Origin of the sequence: Enterobacter sp. CC120223-11 (genome assembly GCF_900215375.1) — a bacterium.
Classification (GTDB): domain Bacteria; phylum Pseudomonadota; class Gammaproteobacteria; order Enterobacterales; family Enterobacteriaceae; genus Scandinavium.
The window spans coordinates 144,996-157,294 of record NZ_OBEF01000002.1; the positions used below are offsets into that span (position 1 = coordinate 144,996).

At 56.6% G+C, this 12,299-nt stretch carries 11 protein-coding genes; 6 read left to right on the forward strand and 5 right to left on the reverse strand.

All coding sequences use genetic code 11. The features are described 5' to 3' along the window. The first annotated feature begins 187 nt into the window (after positions 1-187). Positions 188-1,894 (forward strand): GGDEF domain-containing protein, encoded by a 1,707-nt coding sequence (locus CRO87_RS02910; RefSeq protein WP_097161425.1) that lies wholly within the window; start codon positions 188-190, stop codon positions 1,892-1,894. 27 nt (positions 1,895-1,921) lie between these two features. On the opposite strand, the gene CRO87_RS02915 is transcribed toward CRO87_RS02910, so the two are convergent. Beyond that, complete coding sequence (locus tag CRO87_RS02915; protein ID WP_097161426.1) at positions 1,922-3,064, reverse strand: HlyD family secretion protein; 1,143 nt, start codon at positions 3,062-3,064, stop codon at positions 1,922-1,924. Further along, positions 3,064-3,441, reverse strand: coding sequence for a DUF3302 domain-containing protein (locus CRO87_RS02920; protein WP_097161427.1), 378 nt, complete (start codon positions 3,439-3,441; stop codon positions 3,064-3,066). The genes CRO87_RS02915 and CRO87_RS02920 overlap by 1 nt, the downstream gene beginning before the upstream one ends. 509 nt (positions 3,442-3,950) lie before the next feature. On the opposite strand from CRO87_RS02920, the gene tauA reads away from it, so the two are divergent. From tauA to tauD, 4 genes are read left to right on the forward strand one after another with little or no spacing between them, the layout of a single operon-like run. Beyond that, positions 3,951-4,913 (forward strand): taurine ABC transporter substrate-binding protein, encoded by a 963-nt coding sequence (tauA, locus tag CRO87_RS02925; RefSeq protein ID WP_097161428.1) that lies wholly within the window; start codon positions 3,951-3,953, stop codon positions 4,911-4,913. 11 nt (positions 4,914-4,924) lie between these two features. Beyond that, positions 4,925-5,692, forward strand: coding sequence for a taurine ABC transporter ATP-binding subunit (gene tauB / locus CRO87_RS02930; protein WP_097161429.1), 768 nt, complete (start codon positions 4,925-4,927; stop codon positions 5,690-5,692). Continuing rightward, on the forward strand, positions 5,689-6,516 hold the full coding sequence (gene tauC, locus CRO87_RS02935; protein WP_097161430.1) for a taurine ABC transporter permease TauC: 828 nt from the start codon (positions 5,689-5,691) through the stop codon (positions 6,514-6,516). Before tauB ends, tauC begins: the two co-directional genes overlap by 4 nt. Further along, positions 6,513-7,364 (forward strand): taurine dioxygenase, encoded by an 852-nt coding sequence (gene tauD, locus CRO87_RS02940; RefSeq protein ID WP_097161431.1) that lies wholly within the window; start codon positions 6,513-6,515, stop codon positions 7,362-7,364. The genes tauC and tauD overlap by 4 nt, the downstream gene beginning before the upstream one ends. Here tauD and CRO87_RS02945 read toward each other — a convergent pair. The 3 genes from CRO87_RS02945 to ampH form a co-directional block, all read right to left on the reverse strand. Continuing rightward, positions 7,349-9,070: a lysophospholipid acyltransferase family protein gene (locus CRO87_RS02945; RefSeq protein WP_097161432.1), complete on the reverse strand. Its 1,722-nt coding sequence runs from the start codon at positions 9,068-9,070 to the stop codon at positions 7,349-7,351. The genes tauD and CRO87_RS02945 overlap by 16 nt on opposite strands. A gap of 118 nt (positions 9,071-9,188) precedes the next feature. Next, positions 9,189-10,163, reverse strand: a complete 975-nt coding sequence (hemB, locus tag CRO87_RS02950) for a porphobilinogen synthase (RefSeq protein ID WP_097161433.1) — start codon at positions 10,161-10,163, stop codon at positions 9,189-9,191. Between the two features lie 131 nt (positions 10,164-10,294). Continuing rightward, entirely contained in the window at positions 10,295-11,452 is a 1,158-nt protein-coding gene (ampH, locus tag CRO87_RS02955; protein WP_097161434.1) for a D-alanyl-D-alanine-carboxypeptidase/endopeptidase AmpH, read from the reverse strand. Positions 11,453-11,656: 204 nt separating this feature from the next. On the opposite strand from ampH, the gene CRO87_RS02960 reads away from it, so the two are divergent. Further along, on the forward strand, positions 11,657-12,190 hold the full coding sequence (locus tag CRO87_RS02960; RefSeq protein ID WP_097161435.1) for an isochorismatase family protein: 534 nt from the start codon (positions 11,657-11,659) through the stop codon (positions 12,188-12,190). Positions 12,191-12,299 lie beyond the last annotated feature (109 nt).

Genomic DNA, 12,299 nt, shown 5'->3' on the forward strand with positions numbered 1-12,299 from the left:
AAATGCCGACCCTGAGCACTCTTCGAAATGAACAGATGCATTTAATCGGTTTGGGTCTTCAGGCTACTACGGTAAAATGACGAGGAGAAACAATCCCTCGCGGCGCTGCGCTACACTTTGTCTAACTTGAGCATCCACTGCAGGTCTGGCGGGGTCTGTGACAGAAATCGCATGGCCGGTATATCGAATGAAAAAACCCAAAAATACCTCTTCACCTTCTAACGTTCTGCGCTATCTGTGGGGGTGCGCTGGGGCCACTATTGTCCTGACATCGATTCTTTCGTGGTGGTTGCTTTCTGGCTCCTGGCAGGCCTGGAACAGCGCGAAGAACGATGTCACCCAGTTCGACAATTTCTACCTTGTGTTGCGGGTTTCTAATGACCTTGCGAGTGAGCGTGCCTATGCCAATGAGCTGGTGCTTAGCCCGCTGGAGACTAAAACCAAAGCCTGGCAGGCGTTGCAGACGAGTCGTCAGCTCACCGACAGCGATCTTAATAAGATTCCGGCCAACCTGTTATCTCAGGCACTCATGGCCGCGACGGTAGATCAGCTGCAGCGCTCACGCCAGAGCATCGACTACTATCAGGACAAGGTGCTTAAAGATCCCATCAAAGCGCAAAGCGCCATCAATGAGATGGTGGCTGCGACCGATTTTTATCATGAAGCGCTGTTCCAGCATACGTCAGCATTTTTAATGCTCGAGCCCTCGGCGCTCGGGCCAATTTTGCGTGCTCAGGCCTTAGGCGAGCTACGTGACGCCACAGGCCGCCTCGGCTCTCAGTTGCTAATCCCTCTGGCGACCCATATGCCTATCCCATTGCATAATAACGAAGCCCTAAGTCGTGGCATGGAACGTATTGACGTACTGTGGTGGCTGCTGCGAACCCAGGGTGAGGAAGCGGGATTTTTACCCGGTTTTCCTCAGCGGCTGGAGACTGTGCGCCACCAGTTTGAAAAGCAGGGCGTGGCACTCATCAAAACGCTTCAGGCGGAGAGTGAGAAAGGCATGGTTTACAGCGTCAATGCCGACAGTTTCGCCTTGAGTTATCACGGCAGTCTGACTTCATTTAATGAGCTGCTGGATACCTATCTGAAAGGCGTGAGAAAGCATTATGTCAGCGCCAAGCAAGAAGCGTTGCTGCATTTGTTGATGGTGGTGGCGATTCTGGGTGTGCTCTGCCTGTTAACCATCGGGATGATTTACTACATCCGCACACGTGTTTTGCAGCCCATTCTGCGGCTTAACCAGATCACAACGGGGATCATCGCGGGCCATCATCAGGATGCCCTGATGGATGAAAGTACGGCCGAAGAGGTTCAGGAGCTGTTTTCATCCCTGGGTACGCTCGGCAATAAGCTTCGTGAACAGACTCAGTTGAGCAAAATGCTGCAGCGGCAGTCGGAAGAAGATCCGCTGACCCATCTGTTTAATCGCCGGGCATTTGATGCGCTGGCGGGTTCTCTGCTGGCGAAGGCCAACCGTGATCACCCTGCCTGGCTCATTATGATCGACGTCGATCGCTTTAAATCAATCAACGACACATGGGGCCACCCGACCGGTGACAAAGTGCTGGTGGCGCTGGCGACCACGCTTATGAAGTTCAGCCGCCCAGGGGATGTCATTGCTCGCCTTGGTGGGGAAGAGTTTGGCGTGATGTTCCGTACTCAGGGGCATGAAGATATCGCGGGTTATACTTCCCGCATCCAGAACGAAATCCGCAGGCTCCGATTCGAGGGCCCGAAGGGGGAAGCTTTTTCCATCACCGCCAGTTTTGGCGTGGCTTATGGCTGGCAGCGTGAGCTAAGTGAGGTGATAGCGGAAGCGGATGCGAGGTTGTACGAAGCGAAAAACAGCGGACGGGACAGAGTTTGTGGCTTGCCTGAAAACAGATAAAAATCCCCTCGTTCGAGGGGATCGCTTTTAGTGATCGAGGAAGACGTAGTTTTCCCAGCTTTTCATGCGGATCAAAATCTTACGAATCAGTGACAGCTCTTTGAAGTGGCCGGAATAGACGGCAATTTCCACCTGTGTCCCCTGCGGCAGCGCGTACTCTTTCAGGCGAGGATCGTTCGCTTTTACCTTCACCAGCACGCGCCCCTGATTACTCAGGTCGGCAGTGGTCAGGAGTTTTCCCTGGCCCTGGAACTGGCTTTCACCAATGGCAGGCAGCACTTCCACAACTTCTCCGCTAAACACCGTGCCCGGAATCGACGGGAACAGCAGCTCTGCTTTGTAGCCGGGTTTCAGTCTCTGGACCGAATTCTGACGGAAGGCCGCCACGTAGCTGTTTTGTGAGTCGGCGTCAGTCGGGACAAACGTCATCACTGGCGCCAGGCCCAGCGCGGTCGACATGGTGCCTTCCCGCAAACCCACGTTACTGACATAGCCTGCAGAAGGCGCACGAACGACGGTGTTTTCAAGACGGAATTCCGCTTCACGTAGCTGCGCCAGCAGAGAGGCAACTTTGGTGTTCTGCCCGTTTACCACAGAATTAAGGTTGTTTTGGGCCTGCTCGACTTTAGCCCTGGCAGCCACTACGGCCGCATCAGTCGCTTTGTAGGTCTGGCGACGGGTATCAACCATCTGATCGGAAAACGCACCTTTCGCGTGACCTTCGTTGTAACGTGCGTACTCACGCTGGGCTTTGTCACGGTCAGCGATAGCTTTACTCAGGTCGGCACGTGCCTGGTCGAGGCCAGCATCCAAAGAGAGGGCGTCCTGGCTCGCCGCTTTCACCTGCGCTTTCAGGTCATCAACTTTAGCCTGAGCCAGAGTCGGGTCGATACGAAACAGCACATCGCCTTTTTGCAGCAACGTGTTGGGCTTCACTGGCACATCAATCACGCGCCCGCGGTTTTGCGACACAATCGGCACCGTGCGGTACGCCTGTTTACCGACATCGCTGAAGGGATAGTTGTAGTTCATCACCAGAATAATCAGGGAAATAAAAATAATCCCCCCAAGAACGGCGGTAGGCACAGTCCATTTATTCAGCGGAATGCGAAAAACTTTAAAAATAATGACGCACAGGGCGGCATAACAGAGCAGTAATAACGTTTCCATTATTTTTCCTCCTGAGTGACTGCGGGCGCGGAGGCAATCGGCGAGGCACTTTTCATCTGGCTAATTTCGTTTTTTAAGTTCTCGACCTGAATCAGCAGATGATTCATCTGTTGATGGATGACCTGCTGGTCTTCACTGATGCGGTTCATTCCCCAGCCGCGGTCTTCACGCCACAGCGTGGCCCAAATCCACAGGAACGGCCACAGCGCATGCAGGGTGAACAGGCTAACCCAGCCCGCATAGTGAATGGCATCCTGATGGGGATGGTTGCGTTTTTTAGCGATGTCGTAAGGGATGTCGTGGATGGCAATGATCCCATAAAAGAACACAATAAGCACCACAGTCAGTATTGCCAGGGCAACATAGTCCAGGGTCATGATTAAACTCTCCAGAGAGAAAAATAAGCGAATGATTCAAGATGAAATAACCTTCAGAATAGAGAAGACCATAAAGCTACGGAGTGGGCAAACTCGTATTTATATAAAAATAAATTTAAACTTTTCATGCTGATATTTATCTGAAAATATGTTTGTGAAGTAAAAATAAACAAATAACAGCCCAGCTATTTACGGACTCAGAAGAAAGGATGACTCTGCCGGATAAGATCAGGCTTTTGCCTGACGGCGGTGATGGTGTGAGCCAGACATGCTGAAAGAAAGTGATACAGGAGGTCCTTATGGCCTGGCGACCCTTTCTTTTTCTGATAACCACATCGAGTCCACAGCTTTCGCGTCGTCGTGGAAAGCTGACGCTGGTGCGGCAAAACAACTAAGCTTTGCCACTTTTTTTCTAAAAACGGATTGGCATTAGCCAGACGTTTTAATTCCTTCCTCAAATTTCTGCTGCCGGAAATACTGCGCCCATAACCACAAGGGGAGCAGACACCATGGCACGTACATCGCAGATTTCATTCCTGGCCGCATTGGCCTTCATCACCTTCCAGGCGCAGGCGGTTAACGTCACCGTCGCTTATCAGACTTCAGCCGAGCCCGCCAAAGTGGCGCAGGCAGATAACACCTTTGCGAAAGAGAGTGGCGCGACCGTCGACTGGCGCAAATTTGACAGTGGCGCGAGCGTGGTGCGGGCGCTGGCCTCCGGAGACGTGCAGATCGGCAATATTGGCTCCAGCCCGCTGGCCGTGGCGGCAAGCCAGCAGGTGCCCATTGAAGTTTTCCTGCTTGCTTCACAGCTGGGCAACTCTGAAGCGCTGGTGGTGAAAAAGAACATCAGCAAACCGGAAGATCTGATCGGTAAACGCATTGCCGTGCCGTTTATTTCCACCACTCATTACAGCCTGCTGGCAGCGCTGAAGCACTGGGGTATCAAGCCAGGCCAGGTGCAAATTGTGAACCTCCAGCCACCTGCGATCATTGCTGCCTGGCAGCGGGGCGATATTGACGGCGCTTACGTCTGGGCCCCGGCGGTAAACGAGCTTGAGAAAGACGGCACGGTACTGACTGATTCAGCCAAAGTCGGCCAATGGGGGGCGCCAACGCTGGATGTGTGGGTTGTCCGCAAAGATTTTGCCCAGCAACATCCTGAAGTGGTGAAAGCCTTTGTCCGCAGCGCGATTGCTGCACAGCAGCCTTATATTGATAACCCTGACGGCTGGCTGCAGCAGCAGGACAACCTGCAAAAGCTCTCGAAGCTGAGTGGCGTCCCGGAAACTGATGTACCGGGTCTGGTAAAGGGCAACACCTATCTCACCGCCGCACAGCAGGCGCAGCAGCTTAATGGCCCGGTCAATAAGGCTATCGTGGATACCGCACAGTTCCTGAAAGAGCAGGGTAAAGTGCCCGCCGTCGCTGCCGATTACAGCCAGTTCGTGACCGACAAGTTTGTGAAGTAGCGGAGATCACCATGCTGCAAATCTCTCATCTCAGCGCAGAGTACGGCGGCAAGCCGGTTCTGAATGACGTTTCACTGAGCGTCGACCGCGGTGAACTGCTGGTGGTGCTTGGCCCATCAGGCTGCGGAAAAACCACGCTGCTAAATCTGGTGGCCGGGTTCGTGCCGCATCGCTCCGGAAGCATCACGCTGAACGGCGAGCCGGTGAAGGGCCCGGGTGCAGAGCGCGGCGTGGTGTTTCAGAATGAGGGGCTGCTGCCGTGGCGCAACGTGCAGGACAACGTGGCGTTTGGCCTGCAGCTGGCAGGAGTGAGCAAACCCGAACGGCTGGAAACCGCCCGGCAGATGCTGAAGAAAGTGGGGCTGGAGGGCGCAGAGAAACGCTATATCTGGCAGCTTTCCGGTGGCCAGCGTCAACGAGTCGGCATTGCGCGAGCGCTGGCAGCAGACCCGCAGTTGCTGCTGCTGGATGAGCCTTTCGGCGCGCTGGATGCCTTCACCCGAGAGCAGATGCAGACCCTGCTGCTGCGCCTGTGGAATGAAACGGGCAAGCAGGTGCTGCTCATCACGCATGACATTGAAGAGGCCGTCTTTATGGCCACCGATCTGGTACTGCTTTCAGCCGGGCCGGGCACCGTGACGGAAAGGCTTTCGCTCGACTTTGCCCGTCGCTTTGTCGCCGGTGAACCCTGCCGCATTATCAAATCCGACCCGCAGTTTATCCGCCAGCGTGAGTATGTGCTGAGCCGCGTCTTCGAGCATCGGGAGGCTTTCTCATGAGCATTGTGCTGCAAGAAAAAAACCGCCGTACTACGCAGAGCTGGCGCTGGCCGCTGTCACGCCAGCTGACGCTCAGTCTGTCCACGCTCGGCATACTGCTGGCGCTGTGGTGGGCAGTGACGGCATTACAGCTGATTGCGCCACTGTTCCTGCCGCCACCAGGAGCAGTGCTGAACAAGCTGCTGACCATCGCCGGGCCGCAGGGCTTTATGGATGCAACCCTCTGGCAACACCTGGCCGCCAGCCTGATGCGGATCCTGATTGCACTGCTGGCCGCGGTGGTCATTGGTATTCCCGTGGGGATCGCCATGGGGCTGAGTCCGACGGTGCGCGGCATCCTCGATCCGCTGATTGAGCTGTACCGCCCGATCCCGCCGCTGGCCTATCTGCCGCTGATGGTTATCTGGTTTGGGATTGGTGAGACGTCGAAGATATTGCTCATCTACCTGGCCATTTTCGCACCGGTGGCGATGTCGGCGCTGGCGGGTGTCAAAAGTGCCCAACAGGTACGGCTGCGCGCGGCACAGTCGCTCGGCGCCAGTCGGGTACAAATTTTGTGGTTTGTGATTTTGCCAGGCGCGCTGCCGGAGATCCTCACCGGGTTGCGCATCGGTCTGGGCGTGGGGTGGTCCACGCTGGTGGCCGCGGAGCTTATCGCCGCCACGCGTGGGTTAGGGTTTATGGTGCAGTCCGCGGGGGAATTTCTGGCAACTGACGTGGTACTGGCCGGGATCGGCGTGATTGCCGTTATCGCTTTCGTATTAGAGCTGGGCCTGCGCGCGCTGCAACGCCGCCTGACGCCATGGCATGGAGAAATAGCATGAGTGAACGTCTGAATATCAGCCCGCTGGGGCCATTTATCGGGGCGCAGGTTGCGGGACTCGATTTAACCCGCCCGTTGAGCGATAACCAGTTTGAACAGCTGTACCACGCCGTACTGCGCCATCAGGTCGTTTTCCTGCGCGAACAGCCGGTTACGCCGCAGCAGCAGCGAGCGCTGGCGCAGCGCTTTGGCGATCTGCATATCCACCCGGTATACCCGCATGCCGTGGGCGTTGAAGAGATTATCGTGCTGGACACCCATGACGATAATCCGCCAGATAACGACAACTGGCACACCGATGTGACCTTTATCGACACGCCACCTGCCGGGGCGATTCTGGCGGCAAAACAGCTGCCGGAAACCGGGGGCGATACGCTCTGGACCAGTGGCATTGCCGCCTATGAAGCACTTTCCCAACCGCTGAAAACGTTGCTGAGTGGCCTGCGGGCCGAGCACGATTTCCGTAAATCCTTCCCGGAGTGGAAGCACCTGAAGTCTGAGGAGGAGCACCAGCGCTGGCTGAACGCGGTGGCAAAAAATCCGCCGCTGCTGCACCCGGTGGTGCGCACGCATCCGGTCACCGGCAAGCAGGCGCTGTTCGTCAATGAAGGGTTTACCACGCGGATTGTGGACGTGACGGAGAAAGAGAGTGAAGCGCTGCTCGGGTATCTGTTCACCCACGTGACGAAGCCGGAGTTTCAGGTGCGCTGGCGCTGGCAGGAGGGCGATGTCGCCATCTGGGACAACCGCGTCACGCAGCATTACGCTAACGCCGATTACCTGCCGCAGCGGCGCATAATGCACCGCGCGACTATTCTCGGTGATAAGCCGTTTTATCGGGCGAGTTGATCTGTCCTGTGCGATCCAATGTACCGTTCATAACGACTGGGCTTGATTCGGGTTAAATCCACCAACACCAGGCCGTCAACGCAGTGGTTAAAGGCCGGGTCGCTGCCAAAATCGATAAACTGCACGCCGCCGGGCTCACACAGCTCTGAATACTGCTTATAGAGCGGCGGAATGGCGCAGCCGAGATTGTTGAGCAGCGACTTCAGACGGGTAAGATCTTCCGTATAATCCTCACCGCCAAACTGCGCCAGCACATCCGGCAGCGAGGCGGGGTAAGGGCTGCGTGAGACGGCAAGGGGATGCGTTGCCGGGAACCAGAGTCGATAAAAAGCGACCAGCAAATCGCGGGCCGCAGGCGGTAAGCCGCCGGAAATGGACACCGGGCCGAACAAATAACGGTATTGCGGGTAACGCGCCAGATAAGCCCCAATGCCGGACCAGAGATAATCCAGCCCGCGTCTTCCCCAGTAGCGCGGCTGAATAAAGCTGCGGCCAAGCTCAATACCCTGCTGAAGGACGTCATCCATCTTCTGGTCATAGTGAAACAGGCTGTGGCTGTACAGGCCGTCGATCCCGCGTTTCTCGATCTGCTGCGCGGTGGGCATAAAACGGTACGCGCCGACAATCTCCAGATCCGTTTCATCCCACAGGATCAGATGCAGATAGTCATCGTCATAGCGATCGATATCGCGGCGTTTCCCGCTGCCTTCGCCGACGGCGCGAAACGCGATCTCGCGCAGGCGGCCCAATTCGCGCAGAAGCGGCACTTCTTGTTGAATATCCTTCCGCTGCCAGAGGTAGATGGTTTTTCCGTCGGCGGTCGTGCCGAGACACTCCGCCCGGGCAAGTTCACGACGCAGAAGCGCTCTGTCTTCGGGCCGGCCAATGGCGCTTTCGGTTCTGAATTTCCCCGGTAGTCCTTTGCCCAGCAGCCGCACATGCTGGCGGCAGCGCTTCGCCTGCTCTTTTGAGGCGAGCTGCGGCTGATACCAGCTTTCCCAGGGAATGCGTTCCCCAAGCGTGACCGGCAGACTGGAGCCGCGGCGGCGGAACATCTGCTGCATCAGCAACAGCATGGAAAAGGTCGGCAACAGCCAGGTCGAGGCATAAAACAGCGGGCTGTTATGGGCGTGAATAAACGCCGGCAGCAGCGGGGCGCGAAACTTCTCAGCCAGCCTGATAAACCCCGGATGCCAGTGACCGTCGGCGACACCCTGGCGCGTCAGCCGGGAAACTTCACCCGCCGGGAAGAAAATCAGCACGCCGCCATTTTGCAGCTGCTGCTCCATCAGAGTCAGGGAGGACTTGCGCGTGCGGCCATTAATATTATCCACGGGAATAAACAGGGTGCTCAACGGCGTCAGATGCGACAGCATCCGGTTGGTGACGACTTTGACATCCCGGCGCACGCGCGAAACGGCATACAGCAGGGCCAGGCCGTCCAGCGTGCCGGTGGGGTGATTGGCGATAATCACCAGCGGACCCTGTTCGGGGATGTTTTCCAGCTCGCGAGGGGTGATATCGCAGCGAATATGCAGGTGCTCCAGCACCTGTTCGACCATATCCAGCCCGCGCAAATGTGGGTGATCGGCAGCAAACTGCTGAAACTCCTTTTCGTAGAGCAGCTTTTTGAGCAGGCTCTTTTGCCAGCGGGCTGGCGTTGCCTGTGGCCAAAGATCGTCGAGGACATTATCGAGACTGAACATAGCGGCTCCTTTTGTCGTCCTGATGACGAAAATAGGGGCGTGGCGTGACGGTTAGGTGTCAGCGAGATGATGTTTTAGGGAAGGCAATACGCCCGGCGAGGGAGCCGGGCGAAGGGGATTAACGCAGGATTTTCTTCTCGGCCAGATCGAGGGCGAAGTAGCTGAAGATCAGATCGGCACCCGCGCGCTTAATTGCGCCGAGGCTTTCCAGCACCACTTTCTCTTCATCGATGGCGCCTGCCTGTGCAGCAAACTTAATCATCGCGTATTCGCCGCTCACCTGGTAAGCGCCAATGGGCAACTCAGTGCGCTCGCGGATATCACGCAGAATATCGAGGTAGGCGCCTGCCGGTTTCACCATCAGGCAGTCTGCGCCCTGGGCTTCATCGAGCAGCGACTCGCGAATCGCTTCGCGGCGGTTCAGCGGGTTCATCTGATAGGTCTTGCGGTCGCCTTTCAGCGCGGTGCCTGCAGCTTCGCGGAACGGGCCGTAGAACGACGAGGCGAACTTAGTGGAGTAGGACATGATGGCGGTGTCGGTGAAGCCTGCCGCATCCAGTGCCTGGCGAATCGCCTGCACCTGACCATCCATAGCCGCCGACGGCGCAATGAAGTCAGCGCCAGCCGCTGCCGCCACAACGGCCTGTTTGCCGAGGTTTGCCAGCGTTAAGTCGTTGTCCACACCGTGATCGCACAGCACGCCGCAGTGGCCGTGCGAGGTGTATTCGCAGAAGCAGGTGTCGGACATGACGATCATTTCCGGCACAGTTTGCTTGCAGATGCGCGACATGCGCGCCACCAGGCCATCTTCTTTCCAGGCGTCGCTGCCGGTGGCATCGGTGTGGTGCGAGATGCCGAAGGTCATCACCGAACGAATGCCAGCGTTGGCAATGCGTTCAATTTCACGGGCAAGGTGTTTTTCCGGGATGCGCATGACGCCAGGCATCGCTTCGATAGCCTTGTAATCGTCAATCTCTTCTTCAACGAAGATTGGCAGCACCAGATCGTTGAGGGTGAGGGAGGTCTCTTCAAACATGGCGCGCAGCGCCGCGGATTTGCGCAGGCGGCGAGGACGGGTGATTAAATCTGTCATGATAGGCCTGAAAGTAGTGGGACAATGGGCAGAGTTTACCCGATTGACGTGGTGTTTGTTTCACTATCGTGGTGGTTAAACGGAAAAGGGCAAACGGCTTGTTCGGCCGTTTGCCCCTGGCATCGTGAGGATCAGGAGGCAGGCACAACCAGCGGTTTGTTGCCGCTCAGCTCGGAGACCAGATTGTTGATGCCATCGCTCATATTCACAAAGCGGGTCAACGGGGAGCGGGTCACCACCACAAATGCACCAATGTTGTGCTGCGGGATCATCGCCATATAGGTGATGAAGCCGCCGCCGCCGCCCGTTTTCTGAATGATACCCGGATGCCCGTTTTTCGGTGCCATGTAGACCCATCCCAGACCCAGCGCGTCGGCCTTGCCCGGCACGTCCATGCCAATCACCCGGGTCAGCTGGCTGCGCTGATAAATCAGCGTCTGCATCCGATCGGCCTGCTGGTTGCGGGTATAAAAATCAGAAGAGAGGAACTGCTGCATCCAGCGCATCATATCGCCCGGCGTGGAGTACACGCCGCCGCTGCCAATCGCCGCCAGCGTGTTATCACACGGACTTGCGCCTTTCTCCGCGATCATCAGGCGCTGGCACTGGTCCGGCGATGGCGTAAAGGTGGTGTCCTTCATGCCCAGCGGACGGGTGATTTGCTCTTCAAAAAGCTGCGGGTAGGGCTTCCCGGCGGCGGTGCTGAGCGCATCGGCCAGCAGATCGAACGCCAGATTAGAATAGGCCGCCTGGGTGCCCGGCGCTTTCGTCAGTTTCGCCGTGGTCAGCCAGTTCCAGCGCTGGCTGTGCGTCGGCCAGGTGAAGACCGTCCGGTGCGCGGCACCGCCGGGCTGCTCGCGTGGCAGGCTGCTGGTGTGGGTGGCAAGATTCACCAGCGTGATGGGCGCGCCCTGATAAGTCGGTACGCTTGCACCCGGAGGCGCATATTTGCTCAGGGGATCGTTGAGTTTGACCACGCCCTGATCCAGCAGTTTTACCAGCATTTCGCTGGTCATCAGCTTGCTTAACGAGGCAATACGAATCACGGAATCGAGCTGTGGGTGCACGTTGTTGCCGGGACGCGTTTCGCCGAAGCTGCGAAACACTCTCTGGTTACCGTCAATCACGACCAGCGCCATGCCCGTCGCGCCGCTACCAAAATAGATATGATTGGCGTAGCGATCGACAATGTCAGAAGCAAAAACCGGGTCCGGAGAGGTTGGAGCGGCCTGGGCGACAGGCAGCGAGGCAGCACACAGCGCCGCGAGGAGGAGCAAACTACGTTTCAAGGAAAGCATCCATGAATTGAAATAAAAAGATAATGCGTATTTATACTATTAAACGGCCGCTTGCAAAGCGCCTTTCTGCCAGATTGCAGGAATAAAAACGTAACCTGGGGTAAATATGAATATTTTTCCTGCGGGTCTTTACGCGCTTTTGTGAACTCACGCGTATGATATCCTCCACCTTCACAGACGGTTACGGAGCAAAAGATGTCGAATAAACGTGTTGTCATGGTCGTGGATATGCAAAATGGCGTTTTCGCCACCCCTCGCCGCGAGCAGCAAGCGTGCGTGGCAAAAGTGAATCAGCTTATTCAGGCCGCTGACCGTGTCATTTTTATTCAGCATTGTGAAGCGGGGGGGCTGGAGGAGGGGAGCGACGGGTATGCGCTGTTAGCAGGCCTCGAAAGACCGGCCAATGCCCTCTACGTTCAAAAAACGGCCTGTGATGCTTTTTATCACACCGAACTGGAGCGCGTGCTTGCCGAAAACGAGATCGACGGGTTTGTGATGTGCGGCTGCGCCACCGATTATTGCGTCGATACCACGCTGAAAGTGGGGGCCAGCAAGGGCTACCGAATCACGATGGCTGAAGATGCGCACACCACGGCGAACCGCCCAGCGGCAGAAGCCGAAACGCTGATTGCCCATTACAATGACGTCTGGCGCACGCTCACTGTGCCCGGCAATCCCGTTCATGTGAAACTCGTCGAAACAATTCTCGCTCAGTGGCGGGCGAACTAAGCCCTTTCTGGTTGGTCAGATTCATCGATCCGTTTTTGTCGCGGTAAGCGCCGCGGCTCTTTTCGTTGTACACAGCAACGCCTAAAACGATAAGAAATTAGCAGGAGAG

What these genes read in the sequence shown, in the direction of transcription:
- tauA (WP_097161428.1), top strand. Translation starts at nt 3,951, where the DNA reads ATGGCACGTACATCGCAGATTTCATTCCTGGCCGCATTGGCCTTCATC.
- CRO87_RS02915 (WP_097161426.1), bottom strand. Translation starts at nt 3,064, where the DNA reads ATGGAAACGTTATTACTGCTCTGTTATGCCGCCCTGTGCGTCATTATT.
- CRO87_RS02920 (WP_097161427.1), bottom strand. Translation starts at nt 3,441, where the DNA reads ATGACCCTGGACTATGTTGCCCTGGCAATACTGACTGTGGTGCTTATT.
- CRO87_RS02910 (WP_097161425.1), top strand. Translation starts at nt 188, where the DNA reads ATGAAAAAACCCAAAAATACCTCTTCACCTTCTAACGTTCTGCGCTAT.
- tauB (WP_097161429.1), top strand. Translation starts at nt 4,925, where the DNA reads ATGCTGCAAATCTCTCATCTCAGCGCAGAGTACGGCGGCAAGCCGGTT.
- CRO87_RS02945 (WP_097161432.1), bottom strand. Translation starts at nt 9,070, where the DNA reads ATGTTCAGTCTCGATAATGTCCTCGACGATCTTTGGCCACAGGCAACG.
- hemB (WP_097161433.1), bottom strand. Translation starts at nt 10,163, where the DNA reads ATGACAGATTTAATCACCCGTCCTCGCCGCCTGCGCAAATCCGCGGCG.
- CRO87_RS02960 (WP_097161435.1), top strand. Translation starts at nt 11,657, where the DNA reads ATGTCGAATAAACGTGTTGTCATGGTCGTGGATATGCAAAATGGCGTT.
- tauC (WP_097161430.1), top strand. Translation starts at nt 5,689, where the DNA reads ATGAGCATTGTGCTGCAAGAAAAAAACCGCCGTACTACGCAGAGCTGG.
- tauD (WP_097161431.1), top strand. Translation starts at nt 6,513, where the DNA reads ATGAGTGAACGTCTGAATATCAGCCCGCTGGGGCCATTTATCGGGGCG.